The following is a 19767-nucleotide window of genomic DNA, read 5'->3' as shown; positions in this document are numbered from 1 at the left end:
AGCTCAGTGGGGAGTGGCGCTTGTTGTCGGATCGCAGCACGGTGCGGTCAGTCTTGCGCCTTCATGGGAGTGGAAATTCTGGTGCCACCCACGGCGTGCAAGGCCGCGGGTCCTTCGAAATGTTTGGGGTGCGTGTGCGTGGTGTTCTGGTCGGGGCTGATGAAGGTCTTCAGCAGATGGATCGACGAGATGCTGATCAGCGCCATCGACAGCTTCACTTTCAGCACGCCGGCGTTCACGTGATCGAGCCATTCCGGTTCGTCCGGATGACCGTCGAGGCCGAGGCGCGATACGAACGTTTCATAGCCGCCGATGATCACCATGATCAGCATCAGCCCGAGGTACAGCGGCACCTGCAGCCAGCGGCTCATGAAAACGAGGTGGGGCAGCGCGCGCATGGGGCGGCGCGGACGGGCGGAGGCGGGTCGCGAAGCGGACATAGGCAACGGTCAGATGAAGCGCAGGTGACGGAACAGGGGGCCAGGCGCCGACGGCGGTGCGGGGCGCGGCCACCGAAGGGGCGCGAGACTCGCGTCAGGCGCGCCATTGTACAGCGTCGGTCGAATCTGCTGCTTTGCGGCGGGCAGCGCCCGCCACACCGGAATTACGATGCGATCGGCGGCACGCTGCGCGCCTTCAGGCTCGCGAGGCCGATACCGGCGACCACGCAGGCAAGCGCGATGCCGTGCGCGAGCGTGGGCCGCTCGCCGAGGAACTCGATGCCGTAGAGCGCCGCGGCGACCGGCAGCACCGCGCTGAACACGCCGGCAAGACTGCCCGGCACGTGACGGATGCCTTTCATCCACAGCCAGAACGAGAAGATGCTGGCCGACAGCCCGTACCACAAGACCAGCATCCAGACGCTCGACGGCACCGCGCGATAGTCGAAATGCGCGAGCGAGCCGGTGCCGGCCGTCGCATCCGCGCCCGCCTGGACGTGCGCGACATTGATGACGACGACGCCGACGATCGCCAGCGCGATCGACGCGAGCGCGCGGCCATCGGGCCGCTCCTTCATGATCAGCCACGACAGCAGCGCGACGACCGCCGGAATCGTGCTCGTGATCACGCCGGCCGCGACCGCGCTGGTACGCGCGACGCCGTTGAGCATCAGCAGCGTGAAACCGAAGGTGCCGAATAGCGCCTGCAAAAACAGGTTGATCCATTCATCGCGTTTGACGCGGCGCAGTTTGGTCGCGCGCAACAGCGGCCAAAGCACGGCCATCGCGATTACGAAACGCAGCAGCGCGAACAGCGGGACGGGGACGAAGGCGACGATCGATTTACCGATTCCGACGTTGCTGCCGACCAGCAGCATCGAGGTAATGAGAAGCAGGGCGTAGCGATTCAAGCTGGAATCCGGACGGCTAGTTCAGTTAGCATTGTAAAAGGCCGTGCGAGAGAGCGTAAGGGTGCGAAAGCGGGCGCGCTGGCGGTGCGTCGAGTTCGCATCAGCGGTATGCAATGTGCTGCGAGTGAGCGTAGAAGGCTCTGTAGACCGGGCGATCTTTTTCGCGCGCATCTCGTCTGATCAACGCGTAACTGCGTCGATGGCTGGCGCGATCTAAGGGTTTTCGCTTGCAGATCAATACGATGCGCGTAAGTGGCCGGTAAGTTGCAGCGCTTATGGTTAAGCCTTGACGCGGAATAGGATCGCGCAGGGCGCCCGCATGCACGGATGTTGCGATGCCGCACGCACGCGCGTTTGACGGTATCGCGAGGTGGGAGACAGCGCCGCTCGTGGCGGCTCGCACGGGATAAGGCCCGCGCGCCCGACGCGCGCCGGTACAGGTTTTACGTTTCATCTTCACCAAGGGGTTGTCGATGTCTGCGATTGAATCGGTTCTTCAGGAACGCCGCGTTTTTCCGCCCTCCGCTGACACTGCGAAGGGTGCCACGATCTCCGGCATGGACGCGTACCGGGCGCTCGCCGCCGAAGCGGAGCGCGACTACGAAGGCTTCTGGGGGCGTCTCGCGAAGGAGACGCTGAGTTGGCACAAGCCGTTTACGAAGGTGCTCGACGAATCGAAGGCGCCGTTCTACACGTGGTTCGAAGACGGCCAGCTGAACGCGTCGTATAACAGCATCGACCGTCACGTCGAGGCCGGCAACGGCGAGCGCGTCGCGATCGTGTTCGAAGCCGACGACGGTATCGTCACCAACGTCACCTATCAGGATCTGCTGCAACGCGTATCGCGCTTCGCGAATGCGCTGAAAAAACGCGGCGTGAAGAAAGGCGACCCGGTCGTCATCTATATGCCGATGTCGATCGAGGGCATCGTCGCGATGCAGGCGTGCGCGCGGATCGGCGCGACGCACTCGGTCGTGTTCGGCGGCTTCTCGTCGAAGTCGCTCAACGAGCGGCTCGTCGACGTCGGCGCGGTCGCGCTGATCACGTCCGACGAACAGATGCGCGGCGGCAAGGCTTTGCCGCTGAAGAACATCGCCGACGAAGCGCTCGCGCTCGGCGGCTGCGAGAAGGTCAGGAGCGTGATCGTGTACCAGCGCACCGGCGGCAAGGTCGCGTGGGACGCAGGGCGCGACCTGTGGATGCACGAACTCGCACAGGCCGAGTCGGACCAGTGCGCGCCCGAATGGGTCGGCGCCGAGCATCCGCTCTTCATCCTCTATACGTCGGGCTCGACCGGCAAGCCGAAGGGCGTGCAGCACAGCACCGGCGGCTATCTGCTGTGGGCCGCGCAAACGCTGAAATGGACCTTCGACTGGCGCCCCTCCGACGTGTTCTGGTGTACCGCCGACATCGGCTGGATCACCGGCCATAGCTACATTACGTACGGGCCGCTCACGCTTGGCGGCACCCAGGTCGTATTCGAGGGCGTGCCGACCTATCCGGACGCCGGGCGCTTCTGGCAGATGATCGCGAAGCACGGGGTCACGCTGTTCTATACGGCTCCTACTGCGATCCGCTCGCTGATCAAGGCCTCCGAGGCCGACGCTAAAGTGCATCCGAAGAGCTACGACCTGTCGACGTTGCGCATCATCGGCACGGTCGGCGAACCGATCAATCCGGAGGCGTGGGTGTGGTACTACGAGAACGTCGGAGGCGGCCGCTGTCCGATCGTCGATACGTGGTGGCAGACCGAGACCGGCGGCCACATGATCGCGCCGATGCCGGGCGCGACGCCGCTCGTGCCGGGTTCGTGCACGCTGCCGCTGCCGGGCATCATGGCCGCGGTCGTCGACGAAACCGGGCAGGACGTGCCGAACGGGCAGGGCGGCATTCTGGTGGTCAAGCGTCCGTGGCCGGCGATGCTGCGCAACGTGTGGGGCGATCCGGACCGCTACAAGAAGAGCTACTTCCCCGACGAGCTCGGCGGCAGGCTTTACCTCGCCGGCGACGGCGCGGTGCGCGACAAGGAGACCGGCTACTTCACGATCATGGGCCGCATCGACGACGTGCTGAACGTGTCGGGCCATCGTCTCGGCACCATGGAGATCGAGTCGGCACTGGTGGCCAATCCGCTCGTCGCGGAAGCCGCCGTGGTGGGCCGCCCCGATGCGACGACCGGCGAGGCGGTGTGCGCGTTCGTGGTGCTCAAACGTGCGCGTCCGCAAGGCGAAGAGGCCGTGAAGCTCGCGAACGACCTGCGCAACTGGGTCGGCAAGGAGATCGGTCCGATCGCGAAGCCGAAGGACATCCGCTTTGGCGAGAACCTGCCGAAGACGCGTTCGGGCAAGATCATGCGTCGTCTGTTGCGTTCGCTCGCGAAGGGCGAGGAAATCACCCAGGACGTGTCGACGCTGGAAAACCCGGCGATTCTCGATCAGCTCGGCGAGTCGATTTAAAGCGTTGTAAGCGGATCTGCGCGGACGGCGGCGGCGGTGTCGATCGACACGCTTGCGGGCACGCCGCGCAGACCCGTTATTCGAGCGGACGGCTTGCATCGCGGCGTTGCGCGGACAATCCCGATTGCCTCGCCGATGCCTTTTTGATACATAGGCGCATGGCCGCGCCGCACCTATCCTCCCACGCCAGGTTGAACCCCCCGCCCGAACCGCCACCGGTCTCGGCGGCGATGGCGCTGGCGCATCGCAAGTACTGGCGTTTCAACCTCGCGCTGATCGCGGTGCTGATGACGCTTGGCTTCTTCGTCTCCTTCGTCGTGCCATTGCTGGCGCCCGCGCTCGCGCAGGTGCACGCAGGCGGCTTCAGGCTGCCGTTCTACTTTGGCGCACAAGGCGCGATCCTGATCTACCTCGCGCTGATCGTCGTCTATATCGTGCTGATGCAGCGCGCCGATCGTCAGTTGCAGCACGCGTTCGAAGCGGATTCGCAGCGCGATGCGGCAAGCGGTCCCGCCGCGGATTCCACCAGCGGCGCGAACGATGACGTCACGATCGGCAAGGCCGCGCCGGCCGCGCGCGGGCGCTGAGCCGATGAAGCTCACGCATCGGCTGATCCGCTCGTACGCGCTCTATACGCTCGGCTTTCTGCTGTTCGTCTACGTGATGTGGCGCATCGAGCGCAGCACCGGTCCCGGGATGTGGATCGGCTATGTGTTCCTGTTCGTGCCGATCGCGGTGTATGCGGTGATCGGCGTGCTGTCGCGCACGTCCGACCTGGTCGAATACTACGTAGCGGGGCGGCGCGTGCCGTCGGCGTTCAACGGCATGGCGACCGCGGCCGACTGGTTGTCGGCCGCGTCGTTCATCGGTCTGGCCGGCTCGATCTACGCGACCGGCTACGACGGCCTCGCGTACATGATGGGCTGGACCGGCGGCTATTGCCTCGTCGCGTTCCTGCTCGCGCCGTATGTGCGCAAGCTCGCGCGCTACACGATTCCCGATTTTCTCGGCACGCGCTATTCGAGCAACGCGGTGCGCGGCCTCGCGGCGCTCGCCGCGATCCTGTGCTCGTTCGTTTATCTGGTCGCGCAGATCCAGGGCGTCGGGCTGATCGCGACGCGCTTTATCGGCGTCGATTTCGCGGTCGGCATTTTCTGCGGGCTCGCGGGCATTCTGGTGTGCTCGTTTCTGGGCGGCATGCGTGCCGTCACGTGGACCCAGGTCGCGCAGTACATCATCCTGATCCTCGCGATGCTGATACCGGTATCGATGATCGCGCACAAGGACGGCCTCGGCTGGGTGCCGCAATTCAGCTATGGGCGCCTGATGGAGCGCATGGAAGGGCTCGAGAAGCAGGTGCGCGACGCGCCGCTCGAGGAGCGCGTGCGCGACGACTATCGACGCCGCGCCGCGTTGATGCAACTGCGGCTCGATACGCTGCCGCAATCGTTCATCGAGGAAAAGCAGCGGCTCACGCAGGAGGTCGGCGATCTGCGCCGCCATAACGGTCCGTTGCGCGAGATCAAGGAGCGCGAGCGCGCGCTCGAACAGTTTCCGCGCGATGCCGCCGCCGCGCAGATCGTCTGGAGTCAGAAGCGCGACGACATGCTGATGCGGGCGAGCGCGCCGGTGCCGATGCAGGAACCGTTTCCTGCTGTCGGTGAGGAAGACCGGAGCACGCACGCGCGTAACTTTCTATCGCTGCTGCTGTGTCTGTCGCTTGGCACGGCGAGCCTGCCGCATATCCTGACGCGCTATAACACGACGACTTCGGTGGCGTCGGCGCGGCGCTCGGTCGGCTGGACGCTCTTTTTCGTCGCGCTGTTCTATCTGACCGTGCCGGTGCTGGCGGTGCTGATCAAGTACGAGATCCTGTCGAATCTGGTCGGCCATCATTTCGCCGATCTGCCGCAGTGGCTGATGCAATGGCGCAAGGTCGAACCGAGCCTGATCAGCCTCGCCGATACGAACGGCGACGGTATCGTGCGCTGGAGCGAGATACAGATGCAGCCCGATATGGTCGTGCTCGCGGCGCCCGAGATCGCGGGGCTGCCGTATGTGATGTCGGGCTTGATCGCGGCGGGGGCGCTCGCGGCGGCACTATCGACCGCGGATGGTCTGCTGCTGACGATCGCGAACGCGCTATCGCACGACGTGTACTACCACATGGTGGATCCGAACGCGTCGAGCCAGCGGCGCGTGACGATCTCGAAGATTCTGCTGCTGGGTGTCGCATTGTTCGCGTCGTACGTGGCGTCGCTGAATACGGGGAATATTCTGTTTCTGGTCGGGGCGGCGTTTTCGCTGGCGGCGTCGAGTCTGTTTCCGGCGCTCGTGCTCGGCGTGTTCTGGAAACGCACGACGCGGCTCGGCGCGGTGGCGGGGATGGTCGCGGGGCTCGTCGTGTGCATCTACTACATCGTGTCGACGTATCCGTTCTTCACGCAGATGACGGGATTCACAGGTGCGCGCTGGTTTGGCATCGAGCCGATCAGTTCGGGCGTGTTCGGTGTGCCGGCGGGTTTTCTCGTGGCGATCGGGGTGAGTTTGCTCGATCGAAAGGCGGACGCTTATACGATCGCGCTGGTCGACTATATCCGGCATCCGTAGGCGGTTTGCGCGGGGCTTTGGCCAGGGTGTGGCGCAGGGCGCGAAGTTTGCTATAATTCGGCTCCCCGCCGGAGAGATGGATGAGCGGTTTAAGTCGCACGCCTGGAAAGCGTGTATAGGTTAATAGCCTATCGGGGGTTCGAATCCCCCTCTCTCCGCCAGGACATCCAATGAATACGGGCCTTTCGGCCCGTTTTTCGTTTCTACCCGCACCAGTACCCACACGCGTGCACGCGGTGCAATTCCCCACCCGCCGGCGGCCATTTCGATGCGTCGTCTACGAACAACACAGGTCGGGGTTTTCGGGGGCTCGGCTCGACAAAGAGACTTACCGGGGAACAAATGAAAAGCCCCGCTCGGGGCGGGGCTCATTAAGGCCTGGGCCTAAGTCTTTCTGGCAGTTCGGTCGGCATGGCAAGAGAAGAAAATACCCGACCAGCTCCGTGGCATGCGTCGCCCCCGCCAAAGCTGCGCCATCTCCGTCGCGCGCGCGAGAATCCACATTGGGTCGTCTGCTCCAACGTCGGTCAACTCAACAATGTTGCGGGAATTGGGGCTCATATATCTAATCGCTGCCTCGGGGATACTCGACGATAAATGAGACAGGGTGTCGGTACTTCGAGGCGAACACCTCGGGGTGAAATGCAAACATTGTCGAGTGGATGCCCGGGTGATATCGAACCAACCTCGCGCGGCGACGAGTGGATTAATCGCTCAGAAGACGCTTCAATTCCTCGAGAAACGAAGCGGTCGTATAGCCCCACAACTCCGGGTCGAAATCTTGCCCGTAATCCGTTTCAAACGCTGAATCCAGATCATCCGGGTGCTCGTTTATGAACGAATCTATTTCGTGGATCATTTCGAGATGGCTTTCCCGTGGGCAGTCCCTCCTGTAGCACGAAACAATTTCCGGAATCGTTTCTCCCCATAAATCAGAATCCTGATTAAGGTATGCGCCAAACAACTGATAAAGTTTCGGGTAACGCTCTGACAGCATAATTTTCGCCTTCATCCAGCATATGCGGTAAAAATGTAGTACGGCATTCCATTGTAGGTTTGATATTTCAGTACAACGACAACCTCATTCATCCGCGTCATTTTTCCTGTCTGTCGTGCAATTCCATAGCCGACATCACTCGCCACACGCTGCGTCAGTGTAAGGGGGCCGCCACTACCTGAGCACTCCGCCCATTTCCTGATTTGTGTCGTATGGGCGCGCATTACTTCTGATATTGCCCATTCCGCCCGCTCCAGGTTCGTGAATGACGACACTCTTTTTCGATGCGGTTCAAGTCTCAGTCTTTCGCGCAATTGCGCTTCGGTCCGCCCCACGTGCTTTTCGAGTGTGTGCCCTCCCAGCCTCGGATTGAGCGCTTTTGCTTCATGCATTTGCAGATCGATCCGGCCCATCGTAACGCTGGCCACGCGTGCAGCCTTGATCGAGCCAGCGAACCCGAACGGCACGATCATATCGACTGACAGGCCGATGTTGTTCGCCATGTCAGGACCGGCGTTCATCGCCTCGGCCAGCTTCGCCGTACCTTGCTGGGTCAGCGTGACCGTATCCCGGCCCGTCCAGATTTGACGCAAACCTGCCGACGCCGTATCTGAGCCATGTACGCCGAACACAACACATCCGGCCTTGCTCGCCATCGTCGGTTCCGGCAGCACACATAGCGCTGCCGCCCCGACCATTTCCAGCACCCCGCCCACAACCTGCAAGCCGCCCCATAGCCGGTTGGAACGCATCTCGGTAGGGCTGATCGACTGACGGGAGAGCACTGCCGCTAGTTGCGGCGCACTGAGCACCACGCGCACGCCGTCCGAATTCTGTTGATACGACATTCCAGTGTCCTCTGTAGCTGTTGGGGCTGCTACGCTAGCAGGCGTCCCACAGGGGTATGGAATGGGCGATGGATGATTTTAGGCTTTCGCTTCGATCAACGAAATGTCAACATTTGTGCGCGCCGGAATGCGCGCCGTAGCGCGTATGGACAGTCTGGACAAGAACGGTTCCGTTCAGCAAGGCAGCGCTCGTATAGCGCAGCGTGGACATAGGGTTTGGCCATGCCCCCGTCGTCGCGCGTCGTTGTTCCAGCAGGTCCGTTCGGTGAGTGGCCGTCTCAACGTTGTTTGCCGCGGAATGCGCGAGCGCGCGCTGCGAGGTCTCGCGCATAGATCCGCCGGGACAGAACACAAAATCCGGTCAACGAGAATTTTGTGCACGCGGGATCGTCCCGAGAGGCGCGAAGCTTCGACAAGCCTCACCCCTCATCCCCCTCCCGCAACTCCCCCGTATTCCCCCGTTCCGCGCAAGCGCCCGTAACGGGCGGCCGCCCCCGCGTCGCCTCTGACAGCGTCACTCCCTGCTGAATCCCAGCCTTCGCCAGCATATGTGCGCTAATCGGCGCGGTGAGAAACAGAAACGCCGGAATCAGCAACTCATGCAGGCTCGCGAAGTTGTTATGCGCGCTGAAATACACCACCGACGCGAGCACGATGCCGCCCACACCGAGCGTGGTCGACTTGGTCGGACCGTGCAGCCGCATGAAGAAGTCGGGCAGCCGGGCGAGCCCGACCGCCCCGACCAGCGTGAACAGACTGCCGGCCAGCAGCAGCAAACAAACGATCGCTTCGACAAAAGTTTCCATCGGCATACCCCACGCTAGTTGAGTTCGATGATGTCGCCGCGCTGCAGGTACTTGGTGAGCGCGACGGTACCCACGAAACCCATCACGGCAATCAGAAGCGCAACCTCGAAGAGGATCGTCGAGCGCAAGCTGATGCCGTACACGACGATCAACGCGATCGCATTGATGTTGAGCGTGTCGAGCGCGACGATGCGATCGGGCAGCGACGGCCCGCGCACGAGGCGCCACAGCGCGAGCAGGAACGCGATGCCGAGGATCGCGAGCGAGATCGGAATCACGATGGCTAGCATGCGAAGATCTCCATCAATGGGGCTTCATAACGGGACTTGATGAGCGCGATGAGTGCCGCTTCGTCGCCGAGGTCGAGCACGTGCACGGAGAGGCGCGTGCGGTCGTCGCTGAGTTCGGCGCACAGCGTGCCAGGGCTCAGCGAGACCACGCTGATAAGCACCGTGAGCGCGATCTCGTGGGTGCTGTCGAGCGGCACTTCGATGAACGCCGGGCGCATCCGCCGCGTCGGGCCGAGCACGAGCAGCGCGACCTCGACGTTGGCCACGATGATATCGACCAACACATGCCAGGCGAGGAGCACGAGCAGCCACGGTCGGCCGAAGCGCACCGGTCGCAGCCACAAGCCTTCGGCGACGCGAAAAGAGATCACGTAGCCGAGCGCGGCGCCGAGCAGCAGATTGCCCGGCGAGACGTCGTTCATCAGCAGCACCCAGCAGATGATCAGCAAGACCGCGAGCCACGGGTGGGGGAAGAGCCTTTTCAACATCGTCAGTTCCCCTGTGCATCGGCCGTGGTCGCGGCGGCCGCTGGTGGCGAGGAGCGCGCCGCGGGCAGGATCGCGTGCACGTAGGCGGCGCGATCGAATAGCTGTGTCGCCGTATCGGTGAGATAGTGCCGCACCGCGCCCGCGCCGAGCGTGATGGCCACGACACAGCCGAGCAGGATCGCGCATGCGGCGAGCTTCGCATTACTGCCACGCGGTGCGCGCTCCTCTTTGCCGGCGGCGGCGCGCGCGGCCGGCGCGGCCCACATCAGGCGCGTGCCCGTGCGGCTCAGCGCGACGATCGAGAGCAGGCTCGACAGCAGTACGGCCGGCCACAGCACGACTGCCGCGCCGAGCGGCGTGGCGGCCAGCACCATCGCCTTGCCGAGGAACCCGGACAGCGGCGGCAGGCCCGCGGCGCCCACCGCGGCGATCAGATAGAGCAGCGCGGCGAGGTTCGATGGCCACGGTGCATGCGTGCGCGGGACCGCTTCGACCGTAGCTTCGGCTTCGGTGTGAGCCGGTTCCCCGACCATCACGGCGAGCGCGCCGGCCGTCTCGACCTGCAGCGGCTGCACCCGCGCCAGCGTCGCCACCGCTTCGCCGTCCGGGGCGGGCGAGATGGCCGCCGCGGCCGCGTCGTCGAGCGCTTCGAGCGAGCCGGGCTCGATCGAATTGGCATCGGCGGAAACGGCGGCATGGGCGGCGTGCGGGGTCGGGGCTTGCTCGGGTTCGAGCGTGTCGGCGAGCAGGAACAGCGCGCCAGTGCAGAGCGTCGTGCTGATCAGGTAGTAGAGCAGCGCGCTCCATGCGAGCGGCGTCTGTAGTGCGATCGCCGCGATCAGCAGACCCACCGAAACCAGCACGAGATAGCCCGTCGTGGTCTTGAGACTCGACACCGCCAACGCGCCCAGCGCGCCGAACACGATCGTCGCGATCGCGAGCCACCACGCCCACTGATGCATGAACGCATCGAGCACGCCGCCCGCCGCGCCGAACACGAGCGCGTCGCAGCGCAGCATCGCATAGATGCCGACCTTGGTCATGATCGCGAACAGCGCGGCCACCGGGCCGATGGCGCTGCGGTAGGCCTGCGGCAACCAGAACGACATCGGAAACACGGCGGCCTTGAGGCCGAACACGAGCATCAGCGTCGCGCCCGCGAACTGCGCGAGCGGCAGCGACTCCGGCCCGAGACGCGCCAGACGTTCGCCCATGTCGGCCATGTTGAGCGTGCCCGTGACGCCGTAGAGCACGCCGATCGCGACCAGAAAGAACGACGAACCGACGAGGTTCATCAACAGATAGTGCAGCCCGTTGCGCACCCGTCGCGCGCCGCCACCATGCAGCAGCAGCGCGTACGACGCGATCAGCAGCAGCTCGAAGAACACGAACAGGTTGAAGAGATCGCCCGCGAGGAAGGCGCCGTTCAGGCCCATCAGCTCGAACTGGAACAGCGCACGGAAATAGCGGCCGCGCCTCGCGTCCTCGCTCGAGGTGCCGAGCAGGCAGCAGACCGCCAGCACGGCGGTGAGCACCAGCATCAGCGCGCCGAGCCGGTCGAGTTCCAGCACGATGCCGAACGGCGCGGGCCATGCGCCGAGCGCGTAGCTGGCGATCTCGCCTTGCGCGGCGCGCGCCATCAGCAGGCACGCGACGGGCAGCAGCGCGATGATGGCGAGCGCGTTCAGCGCGCGTTGCAGGCGTTTCGCGCGCAGCGGCAGCACGACGATGACGCCCGCGGAAAAGAGCGGAATCAGGATCGGGAGCAGGAGAACGTGGTTCATTCGACGGGCGTCTCCTCGTCATTGACGTGATCGTTGCCCGTGATCGAAAACGAGCGCAGCGCGAGCACCACGGTGAAGGCCGTCATTGCGAAGCCGATCACGATGGCCGTCAGCACGAGCGCTTGCGGCACCGGATCGACGTATTGCGCCCCCGCCGCGATGACCGCTGGCTTGCCGATCGCAAGCCGGCCCATGCCGAGCAGGAACAGGTTGATCGCATACGAGAACAGCGTGATGCCGAGAATCACCGGCAACACGCGTGCGCACAGCAGCAGGTAGATGCCGCACGCGCAAAGCACGCCGATCGCGATGGCAAAGGCGGCTTCCATCAGCTTTTCTCCACGGACTGCATGTCCTTGTCGCGTACGCCGAGGTGCGAGACGATCGTGAGCGTCGTGCCGACCACCGCGCCCGTTACGCCGAGATCGAACAGCATCGCCGTGGACAGTTCGATCTCTCCGATCAGCGGCACGTGCAGGTGCCCGAACGCACTGGTCAAAAACGGCTGGCCGAACGCGAGACTGCCGAGCCCCGTGGTCGCGGCGATCAGAATGCCGAAGCCCGCAAGCGCGCGGTAGTTGAGGTGGATGCGCGACTCGGTCCACAGCACCCCGCTCGCGACGTACTGCAGCAACAACGCGATCGAGAGGATCAGCGACGCGATGAAGCCGCCGCCCGGCAGGTTGTGGCCGCGCAGGAACACGAACACGGCGACGAGCACGGTGAGCGGCAGCATCAGCCGCGCGAGGATCGCGAGCATCAGCGGATGCGATTGCGACGACCATGGCCGGCCATCCGGCCCCGCATCGGGCGACTTCAGGCGCAGCCCGCGCAGCAGCGCCTTGACGCCGAGCCCCGCGACCACGAGCACGCTGATTTCGACCATCGTGTCGAAGCCGCGGAAATCCACGAGGATCACGTTGACGACGTTGTGGCCGCCGCTGCCGGGCAGCGCATTGGCGAGGAAGTACGGAGCGATGCCTGGCAGCGGCGCGCTCGTCATGATCCTGTACGACACGGCGCCGAGCAGCGCGCCGCCCGCGAGCGCGAGCACGCCGTTGCGCAGCCGGACGGGGAGCGGCTCGACGGCGCGTTGCAGCGCGGGCAGGAAATAGACGGCCAGCACGAGCAGCAGGATCGTGACCAGTTCGACGGAGATCTGCGTGAGCGCGAGATCGGGCGCGGAGAAGCGCACGAAGGCGAGCGACACGAGCAGGCCGCAGGTGCTCAGCATCACGAGCGCGTAAAGGGTGCGCGCACGCACGCACACCACGCCGACGGCGAGCAACGCCATCAGCACGAGGCCGCCCAGCGTGAACGGATCGGGCGGCAGGCGCGTGTGGCTGCCGCTCCAGGTGTCGAGCGCGACGAGCGGCACGCCCGGCACGATCAGCATCGCCGCGATCATCCATGCGAGGTAGGCCGGCAGCGAGCGCGTCTCGAACAAGCGCACGATCACGCCGGCGCACTGTTCGAGACGCTGCACGAAGCGGTCGAAGATTTCGCTCGCGTTCAACTCGGTGAGCGCCGTGCGGCGGTGGCGGAACGCATTGCGGCGCAGGAAAAAGAGCGCCGCACCCGCCGCGAACGACACCGCGCTCATCACGAGCGGCGTATTGACGCCGTGCCACAGGCTCAGGCTGTAGTCGGGCAGCTTGCCGCCGAGCGTGACCCACGCGGCCGACTCGAGCAGCCTGCCGATGCTTTGCTGCGGGAACAGGCCGATCAGCAGGCACAGCGCCACGAGAATCTCGACCGGCAGCCGCATGAAGCGCGGCGCCTCGTGCGGCGGATAGTGCGGCAGATCGCGCGGCGTCTCGCCGTCGAAAAACACGCCCCAGACGAAACGTAGCGAGTACGCCACGGAGAGCGCCGCCGCCACGATCGCGATGACCGGCACGGCGAGGTTCAGCGGCCCGAACATGCTTTGCGCGAGTGTTTCGCCGAAGAACATTTCCTTCGAGAGAAAACCGTTGAGCAGCGGCACGCCGGCCATCGACAGCGACGCGACGCTCGCCAGCACGGCCGTATGCGGCATGTACCTGCGCAGGCCGCGCAGACGGCCCAGATCGCGCGTGCCGGTTTCGTGATCGACGATGCCCGCGGCCATGAAGAGCGACGCCTTGAACACCGCGTGGTTGACCGTGTGAAAGAGCGCGGCGACAGTCGAGAGCTGCGTGTCGAGGCCGAACAGCAGCACGATCAGGCCGAGATGGCTGATGGTCGAATAGGCGAGCAGGCCCTTCAGATCGCGCTGCAACAACGCCAACCCCGCGCCGCCCACCAGCGTGACGAGCCCGGCCACTGTCGCCGTGTAAGCCCACAGGTGGGTACCTTCGAAGAGCGGATAGAGACGCGCGAGCAGGAACACGCCGGCCTTCACCATCGTCGCCGAATGCAGATAGGCCGACACGGGTGTGGGCGCCGACATCGCGTGCGGTAGCCAGAAGTGAAAAGGAAACTGCGCCGACTTCGTGAACGCCGCGAACAGCGTGAGCAGCAGAATGGCCGGGTAGAGCGGATCGTGCTGCACCTTGTCAAGCTGGGCGAGCACGTCGTTCAGCTCGTAGCTGCCGCATACGTGGCCGAGCAACAGCACGGCCGCAAGCAGCGCGAGACCGCCCGCGCCGGTAATGGTGAGCGCCATGCGTGCGCCGCGCCTCGCGTCGGGCCGCGATGGCCAGAAGCCGATCAGCAGGAACGAGACGAGGCTCGTCAGTTCCCAGAAGATGACGAGCAGCAGCAGGTTGTTCGACAGCACGATGCCGAGCATCGCGCCCATGAAGAGCAGTAGCAGCAGGTACAGACGCGGCAACGAATCGCTGCCGGCGAGGTAGTAGCGTGCGTAGATGAAGACGAGCAGGCCGATCGCGAGTACGAGCAACGCGAACATGAACGAGAGGCCATCGAGGCGCAGCGACAGCGCGAGGCCGATGTCGGGCATCCACTCATGGCGCCATTGCAGCACGTCGTGGTCGCCCATGCGCACGCGCTCGCTCAGCAGCAGCGCGCAGCCGAACAGCGCCGTCGCGAACGCGATCCAGGTGCAGAGCGCGGCGGCGCGCGGCCTCGTGAGCGCAATGAGCGCCGCGGCCATGAACGGAAGTAGGACGAGCCACCCCAGTACCATTCGATGCCCTCCGGGAGTTCGAGTGTTAGACGGTGTGGCTGGCCGGTGGGACTGGGCCGGCGTGCCGCCAGCCGGGCGGCTGCCCACGGGGCACAATCATAGCCGCAAACAGCCCGGCAGTTCACATCGATACATCAAGCATAAATACCCACCGCGAAGCGCGCGGCGAGCCAGACTGATGCCCAATCGTGCCCATTGATGCGGACGCGCGTTCGATTTAACGCCCGTCGCGTGACATACGGCGCGCTGATGCACCGTAATCGGCAAACTTGACGATCAATCGAGGCGCCAAATTGAAAGGAACTGAACTGGATCTGTATGCAACTGAAGAGCCAGGCCACACTTTGGCTTTCAATCTTTTCGATGGCACATGGGTGTCCGATGTGCCGGGCTACGGTTTAGGTATGGCCCCCATTTCGACGATGGGCGTCTCCACTGGTTCGAGATCCGCCTCCTTTGTGCATGCCCTCCGGTCTTGCTCTAAACTAGCGCCCGCCCAACCCACGCCCCGATGCGCCCTGTCACGAGCAACAACCGATGCCCCCAGCCTCCATCGATCCCGCCGATTCCCCGCATTTCAGCCTGCCGAAACACCCGCCGTTCCAGCGTTTCTGGTGCACCCGCATCCTGTCGTCGCTGTCGTTCCAGATGCTCGCGGTCGCGATGGGCTGGCATGTCTACGCGCTCACGCATAGCGCGTTCGCACTTGGCCTCGTCGGTCTCGCGCAGTTTCTGCCGATGTTCCTGCTGACGCTCGTCGTCGGCCATGTCGCCGATCGTTACGATCGCCGCCGCATCGCCGCCGTCTGCCAGAGCCTCGAAAGTGTCGCTGCATTGCTGTTCGCGATCGGCACCTTCGGCGGCTGGATCAGCGCGCCGGTCATCTACGTGCTGGCTGCCTGCGTCGGCGCGTCGCGCGCGTTCGAATCGCCGGCCGTGGCGTCGCTGCTGCCGGCCGTGGTGCCGCGCGGCTATCTGCCGAAGGCGACCGCGTGGGCGACGTCCGCCAATCAGACCGCGCAGATCGCCGGGCCCGCGCTCGGTGGTCTGCTGTACGGCATCGGTCCCGGTGCCGCGTATCTCGCGTGCACGCTGACGTTCGCGGCGGCGGCCGCGTCGGTGTGGAGCATTCCGTTGCAGATGAAGCCGGCGAGCCGCGCGCCCGTCACGCTCGAATCGATCTTTTCGGGCATCGCGTTCATTCGTCGCGAGCCGGTGATTCTCGGCGCGCTGTCGCTCGATCTGTTCGCGGTACTGTTCGGCGGCGCGACCGCGTTGCTGCCGATCTTCGCGCGCGACGTGCTGCACGCGGGCCCGCTCGGTCTCGGCCTGTTGCGCTCGGGCACGGCGATCGGCGCGCTCGCGGGCACGATCTGGCTCGCGCATTTTCCATTGCGCAACCGGCCCGGCGCGGCGATGTTCGGCGGCGTGATCGTGTTCGGCATCGCGACGATCGTGTTCGGGCTGTCGCATCAGTTCCTCGTTTCGTTGTTCGCGCTGATGGTGCTCGGCGCGTCGGACACGATCAGCGTGGTGGTGCGGCTGTCGCTCGTGCAATTGCGCACGCCCGATGAAATGCTCGGCCGCGTCAGCGCGGTCAATTCGTTGTTCATCGGGACGTCGAATCAATTAGGCGAGTTCGAATCGGGCCTGACCGCGGGATGGTTGGGCGCGCAGCCGGCGGTGCTGGTCGGCGGTGTCGCGACGATCGCGATCGCGCTGTTGTGGATGCGGTTCTTTCCCGAACTGCGGCACACGCGCACGCTCGAGCGCGAAGAGGCGCTCGCGGCGAGCGCCTGATTGCCAGGGCCTGGGCGCCATCGCCCGATCCATGACACGACGAGGAGACGAACCACATGAGCCAGTCCGAACTGCACCCCGCCGCGCCGGTCGCGGCGACGATCTATCGTGGCGAATCCGTCGAGAACACGCATCTCGCGCACGTCGCGGTCGTCGATGCGGATGGTCGTCTGCTGTATTCGTTCGGCGACCCCGCGCGCATGACGCTCGCGCGTTCCGCGGCGAAGCCGGCCCAGGCGCTCGCGGTGCTCGAAACCGGCGCGCTCGAGCGTTGCGGTTTCGACGAAGCCGATCTCGCGCTGATGTGCGCATCGCACAGCAGCGAGCCGCGTCATATCGAACGCACGCGCGGCATGCTCGCGAAAGCGCAGGCGAGCGAGGCCGATCTGCGTTGCGGCGGCCATCCGCCGTTATCGGATGCGGTGTACGTCGACTGGATCCGGCGCGGCTTTGCGCCCACCGGCGTGTGCAGCAACTGTTCGGGCAAGCACGCGGGCATGCTGGCCGGCGCGGGTTCGATCGGCGCGGCGCTCGCCGGCTATGAGCTGCCCGGGCATCCGTTGCAGGTGCGTGTGAAGCAGACGGTCGCGAGCGTCTGCGATCTGCCCGACGAGGGCGTGCAATGGGCGATCGACGGCTGCAATCTGCCGACGCCGGCGTTTGCGCTCGACCGGCTCGCACGTCTGTTCGCGAAGCTCGCGGCGGCGCAGGATCAACAGGAAACCGAAGCCGCCGCGACGACGCCGCGCGCGGCCGCGCTCGCGCGCATCTATCGCGCGATGACGTCGTACCCGGAACTGGTCGGCGGGGAGGGGCGCTTCTGTACGCTGCTGATGCAGGCTTTCGATGGCGCACTGGTCGGCAAGGTCGGCGCGGACGGCAGCTATGCGATCGGCGTACGGGCATCGCGGCAGACCGCGCGGCTCGGCGCGAAGGGTGCGCTAGGCATCGCGCTGAAGATCGAGGACGGCAATCCCGCCGTGCTCTACGCGGTCACCGCCGAGTTGCTCGCCGTGCTCGATATCGGTACGCCTGAACAACGCGCGGCGCTCGACGGCTTTCATGCGCCGCAGCGCCTCAACACGATGGGCGTCGAGATCGGCCGGATGGACTTCTCGATCGAGCTTGCCGCGCATCGTTGAGCGCGGCGACCCGATTCACTGCTCGACACCCCAGAGCTCAAGCCGCCGCCGCCTTCGCCGGCGCGGCACCCAGCGCATCACGGATCGCATCGGCGAGCTCGCTCGCCGCGAACTTCGCGACATAGCCGTTGGCGCCCGCGTTCTTCACATGCGCCTCATTGGCCGCGCCCGTCAGCGACGAGTGAATGATCACCGGAATATCGCGCGTGCGTTCATCGGCCTTGATCTGGCGCGTCAGCATGAAGCCGTCCATCTCCGGCATCTCCAGATCGGTCAATACGAGCGCGATGGTGTCTTTCGCGCGCGCGCCGTTTTTCTGCGCTTCGCGCGCGACCTGCTGCAGCGTCTGCCACGCTTCCTCGCCGGTCTTCGTCATGATGTAGTCAGCGCCGATCGCGGTGAGCGCCTGTTCGATCAGCTTGCGCGCGAAGCCGGAGTCGTCGGCGGCGAGGATCTTCGCGCCGCGGCGGATGCCGAGCGCCTGGCCGACCGAGGCCGGATCGACGCTCGGATGCTGCGACGGGAACACGTCGCGCAACACCTGCTCGACGTCGATCACCTGGGCGAGGCGCGAGTCGCCGGTATTGCCGTCGATGCGCGCGATGCTCGTGACGAGCTTGCCGCCCGCCGAGCCATCGGCCGACAGCACCTGGTTCCATTCGAGTCGCACGATGTCGTCGACTTCCTCGACCGCGAAGGCCTGCGTCGAACGCGCGAATTCGGTGACCAGCAGGATGTTCAGGCCGCGCGTCGGCTCGCAGCCCATCAACCGCGGCAGATCGATCACGGGGATGATCTGCCCGCGAATGTCGACCGCGCCCATCACGTAAGGCGACGATCCGGCGATCGGCGTGACGGTCGGCATCGTCGAGATTTCGCGCACCTTGAACACGTTGATCCCATACAACTCGTGCGCGTCGCTGCCCGGCACGTGGCCGAGGCGGTATAGCAGCAGCTCGAACTTGTTGGAGCTCGTCAGGTTGCTGCGTTCGGTGTGGCGCTCGTGATTGGCACGGTGGTCGTCTGCCATCGGAATCGTTCTCCAGAATTGCGGTGCTGAGCGGTGCTGAGCGTTGCCTGTATCTGGTTATCGGCGCCGATGGCGAAAAATTCAGCACTGCGTGGCAGCGTCGAGCGGCGCGCGATTCACACGAATACGGCAAACGTGTGCGCATTCATATGAGGGTTACCTAAGGTTACAGAAGCGACAGCAGCGTTTCACCTGCCCGACGGCGTGGCTTCTAGAATCGGCAGCGATAAAAGCGTGGCGCCGCGCTGGGCTCGCAAGCAGTCCGCAGCGTTTTGCATCGCACGCTTCGTTCGCGGCGCACACGTGTCCGTCGTTTTGCTTTCAGATGCTTTCACCTCAAGGAGAACGTATGATCCGCCTGCCTTCCGTCCCTTCCGTCGCTTTGGCCCGCATCGCCACCGTTGCCTGCTTCGGTGGTCTTCTGACGGCCGCCTCGGTGGCCAGCGCGCAGAGCGCCGCGTCCACGGACACGGGCCGCCTGCATGCCGCCGACCAGACCTTCATCGCGGACGGCACGCAAGCCGTCGCGACGCAGCGCGATGCCGCGCGTATCGCCACCGCGCGTTCGGCCGACCGCGACGTGAAGGCCTTCGCCGAGCGCGTGTCGAGCGACGACGCCAGGATCACCGACGCGTTGCGCGCGGCGAGTCCGCGCGGTGTCGACGTGCCGAAGAACGATCCCGATGCGGCCGTGCTCGCAAGCATCAACCATCTGCGCGGCGCGGACTTCGACAAGGTGTACATCGAGCAGGTCGCGCTCGCGGGTGAACAGAAGGCGCTGTCCGCTTTCCAGGCGGAAATCGCAGCGGGCCGCGACGAGCAGTTGAAGGCCGCCGCGAAACAGGCGCTGCCGACGATCCAGCAGCACTATGCGATGGCGCAGGATCTCGCGAAGCGCAAGCATCTGTCCGTGGCCGCGCAATAAGCGGCGTCACGTCGCTACGCGGCAGGCGGCGGTACTTCGAACCCGGGCTTTTCGGCGATAATCGTGCTCTTCTTCCGACGATTCTTCGCGCCTCCGATTCCAGGTACCGC

At 65.0% G+C, this 19767-nt stretch carries 17 protein-coding genes and 1 tRNA gene; 7 read left to right on the top strand and 11 right to left on the bottom strand.

The genetic code is table 11. From position 1 onward, the window contains the following. Positions 1-47: 47 nt before the first annotated feature. Together HDG34_RS21930 and HDG34_RS21925 are read right to left on the bottom strand one after the other, a co-directional pair. On the bottom strand, positions 48-398 hold the full coding sequence (locus HDG34_RS21930; RefSeq protein WP_184062143.1) for a YqhA family protein: 351 nt from the start codon (positions 396-398) through the stop codon (positions 48-50). A 206-nt stretch (positions 399-604) separates the two neighbouring features. Next, complete coding sequence (locus HDG34_RS21925) at positions 605-1351, bottom strand: DMT family transporter (protein ID WP_184062142.1); 747 nt, start codon at positions 1349-1351, stop codon at positions 605-607. Between the two features lie 473 nt (positions 1352-1824). Between HDG34_RS21925 and acs the strand changes: the two genes are divergently transcribed. The 4 genes from acs (at position 1825) to HDG34_RS21905 (ending at position 6578) form a co-directional block, all read left to right on the top strand. Continuing rightward, positions 1825-3807, top strand: a complete 1983-nt coding sequence (gene acs, locus HDG34_RS21920) for an acetate--CoA ligase (protein ID WP_184062141.1) — start codon at positions 1825-1827, stop codon at positions 3805-3807. A gap of 158 nt (positions 3808-3965) precedes the next feature. Then, positions 3966-4394 carry a DUF4212 domain-containing protein gene (locus HDG34_RS21915; protein WP_184062140.1) on the top strand — a complete coding sequence of 143 codons (429 nt, stop codon included), beginning with the start codon at positions 3966-3968 and terminating at the stop codon, positions 4392-4394. Between the two features lie 4 nt (positions 4395-4398). Next, entirely contained in the window at positions 4399-6417 is a 2019-nt protein-coding gene (locus HDG34_RS21910) for a sodium:solute symporter family protein (RefSeq protein WP_184062139.1), read from the top strand. 70 nt (positions 6418-6487) lie between these two features. Then, a tRNA-Ser gene (locus tag HDG34_RS21905) sits at positions 6488-6578 on the top strand. Positions 6579-7123: 545 nt separating this feature from the next. On the opposite strand, the gene HDG34_RS21900 is transcribed toward HDG34_RS21905, so the two are convergent. The 8 genes from HDG34_RS21900 to HDG34_RS21865 all read right to left on the bottom strand — a co-directional run bounded on the left by HDG34_RS21900 (position 7124) and on the right by HDG34_RS21865 (position 14760). After that, complete coding sequence (locus HDG34_RS21900; protein WP_311734820.1) at positions 7124-7429, bottom strand: contact-dependent growth inhibition system immunity protein; 306 nt, start codon at positions 7427-7429, stop codon at positions 7124-7126. Then, the gene (locus HDG34_RS21895; protein ID WP_184062138.1) at positions 7426-8262 is read right to left on the bottom strand and encodes an RNase A-like domain-containing protein; all 837 of its coding nucleotides are present in this window, start codon (positions 8260-8262) and stop codon (positions 7426-7428) included. The genes HDG34_RS21900 and HDG34_RS21895 overlap by 4 nt, the downstream gene beginning before the upstream one ends. A 419-nt stretch (positions 8263-8681) precedes the next feature. Beyond that, a complete protein-coding gene (locus tag HDG34_RS21890; RefSeq protein WP_090803870.1) occupies positions 8682-9074 on the bottom strand; it encodes a Na+/H+ antiporter subunit G in 393 nt (130 codons plus the stop codon). Positions 9075-9082: 8 nt separating this feature from the next. Then, entirely contained in the window at positions 9083-9358 is a 276-nt protein-coding gene (locus tag HDG34_RS21885; RefSeq protein ID WP_184062137.1) for a K+/H+ antiporter subunit F, read from the bottom strand. Next, the gene (locus HDG34_RS21880; protein ID WP_184062136.1) at positions 9352-9846 is read right to left on the bottom strand and encodes a Na+/H+ antiporter subunit E; all 495 of its coding nucleotides are present in this window, start codon (positions 9844-9846) and stop codon (positions 9352-9354) included. The genes HDG34_RS21885 and HDG34_RS21880 overlap by 7 nt, the downstream gene beginning before the upstream one ends. A gap of 2 nt (positions 9847-9848) precedes the next feature. Continuing rightward, positions 9849-11630 (bottom strand): monovalent cation/H+ antiporter subunit D, encoded by a 1782-nt coding sequence (locus HDG34_RS21875; protein WP_184062135.1) that lies wholly within the window; start codon positions 11628-11630, stop codon positions 9849-9851. Next, entirely contained in the window at positions 11627-11959 is a 333-nt protein-coding gene (locus tag HDG34_RS21870; protein ID WP_090803875.1) for a Na+/H+ antiporter subunit C, read from the bottom strand. The genes HDG34_RS21875 and HDG34_RS21870 overlap by 4 nt, the downstream gene beginning before the upstream one ends. Next, positions 11959-14760 (bottom strand): monovalent cation/H+ antiporter subunit A, encoded by a 2802-nt coding sequence (locus tag HDG34_RS21865; RefSeq protein WP_184062134.1) that lies wholly within the window; start codon positions 14758-14760, stop codon positions 11959-11961. The genes HDG34_RS21870 and HDG34_RS21865 overlap by 1 nt, the downstream gene beginning before the upstream one ends. A gap of 537 nt (positions 14761-15297) precedes the next feature. Between HDG34_RS21865 and HDG34_RS21860 the strand changes: the two genes are divergently transcribed. Next, positions 15298-16560: an MFS transporter gene (locus HDG34_RS21860; protein WP_184062133.1), complete on the top strand. Its 1263-nt coding sequence runs from the start codon at positions 15298-15300 to the stop codon at positions 16558-16560. A gap of 56 nt (positions 16561-16616) precedes the next feature. After that, entirely contained in the window at positions 16617-17702 is a 1086-nt protein-coding gene (locus HDG34_RS21855; RefSeq protein ID WP_184062132.1) for an asparaginase, read from the top strand. A gap of 37 nt (positions 17703-17739) precedes the next feature. Here HDG34_RS21855 and HDG34_RS21850 read toward each other — a convergent pair whose 3' ends face one another. Next, positions 17740-18732, bottom strand: coding sequence for a chemotaxis protein (locus tag HDG34_RS21850; RefSeq protein WP_090803881.1), 993 nt, complete (start codon positions 18730-18732; stop codon positions 17740-17742). Between the two features lie 349 nt (positions 18733-19081). Between HDG34_RS21850 and HDG34_RS21845 the strand changes: the two genes are divergently transcribed. Beyond that, positions 19082-19657: a DUF4142 domain-containing protein gene (locus HDG34_RS21845; protein ID WP_184062131.1), complete on the top strand. Its 576-nt coding sequence runs from the start codon at positions 19082-19084 to the stop codon at positions 19655-19657. Positions 19658-19767 lie beyond the last annotated feature (110 nt).

Origin of the sequence: Paraburkholderia sp. HC6.4b, assembly GCF_014200875.1 — a bacterium.
In the GTDB taxonomy this organism is placed as follows: Bacteria; Pseudomonadota; Gammaproteobacteria; order Burkholderiales; family Burkholderiaceae; genus Paraburkholderia; species Paraburkholderia tuberum.
Note: the sequence above shows the minus strand (reverse complement) of the source record. Positions and strands in the feature narration are given on the sequence as shown.

Coding starts and splice junctions, on each gene's coding strand:
- HDG34_RS21930 (WP_184062143.1), bottom strand. CDS start 398: ATGCGCGCGCTGCCCCACCTCGTTTTCATGAGCCGCTGGCTGCAGGTG.
- acs (WP_184062141.1), top strand. CDS start 1,825: ATGTCTGCGATTGAATCGGTTCTTCAGGAACGCCGCGTTTTTCCGCCC.
- HDG34_RS21915 (WP_184062140.1), top strand. CDS start 3,966: ATGGCCGCGCCGCACCTATCCTCCCACGCCAGGTTGAACCCCCCGCCC.
- HDG34_RS21910 (WP_184062139.1), top strand. CDS start 4,399: ATGAAGCTCACGCATCGGCTGATCCGCTCGTACGCGCTCTATACGCTC.
- HDG34_RS21900 (WP_311734820.1), bottom strand. CDS start 7,429: ATGAAGGCGAAAATTATGCTGTCAGAGCGTTACCCGAAACTTTATCAG.
- HDG34_RS21895 (WP_184062138.1), bottom strand. CDS start 8,262: ATGTCGTATCAACAGAATTCGGACGGCGTGCGCGTGGTGCTCAGTGCG.
- HDG34_RS21890 (WP_090803870.1), bottom strand. CDS start 9,074: ATGCCGATGGAAACTTTTGTCGAAGCGATCGTTTGTTTGCTGCTGCTG.
- HDG34_RS21885 (WP_184062137.1), bottom strand. CDS start 9,358: ATGCTAGCCATCGTGATTCCGATCTCGCTCGCGATCCTCGGCATCGCG.
- HDG34_RS21880 (WP_184062136.1), bottom strand. CDS start 9,846: ATGTTGAAAAGGCTCTTCCCCCACCCGTGGCTCGCGGTCTTGCTGATC.
- HDG34_RS21875 (WP_184062135.1), bottom strand. CDS start 11,630: ATGAACCACGTTCTCCTGCTCCCGATCCTGATTCCGCTCTTTTCCGCG.
- HDG34_RS21870 (WP_090803875.1), bottom strand. CDS start 11,959: ATGGAAGCCGCCTTTGCCATCGCGATCGGCGTGCTTTGCGCGTGCGGC.
- HDG34_RS21865 (WP_184062134.1), bottom strand. CDS start 14,760: ATGGTACTGGGGTGGCTCGTCCTACTTCCGTTCATGGCCGCGGCGCTC.
- HDG34_RS21860 (WP_184062133.1), top strand. CDS start 15,298: ATGCCCCCAGCCTCCATCGATCCCGCCGATTCCCCGCATTTCAGCCTG.
- HDG34_RS21855 (WP_184062132.1), top strand. CDS start 16,617: ATGAGCCAGTCCGAACTGCACCCCGCCGCGCCGGTCGCGGCGACGATC.
- HDG34_RS21850 (WP_090803881.1), bottom strand. CDS start 18,732: ATGGCAGACGACCACCGTGCCAATCACGAGCGCCACACCGAACGCAGC.
- HDG34_RS21845 (WP_184062131.1), top strand. CDS start 19,082: ATGATCCGCCTGCCTTCCGTCCCTTCCGTCGCTTTGGCCCGCATCGCC.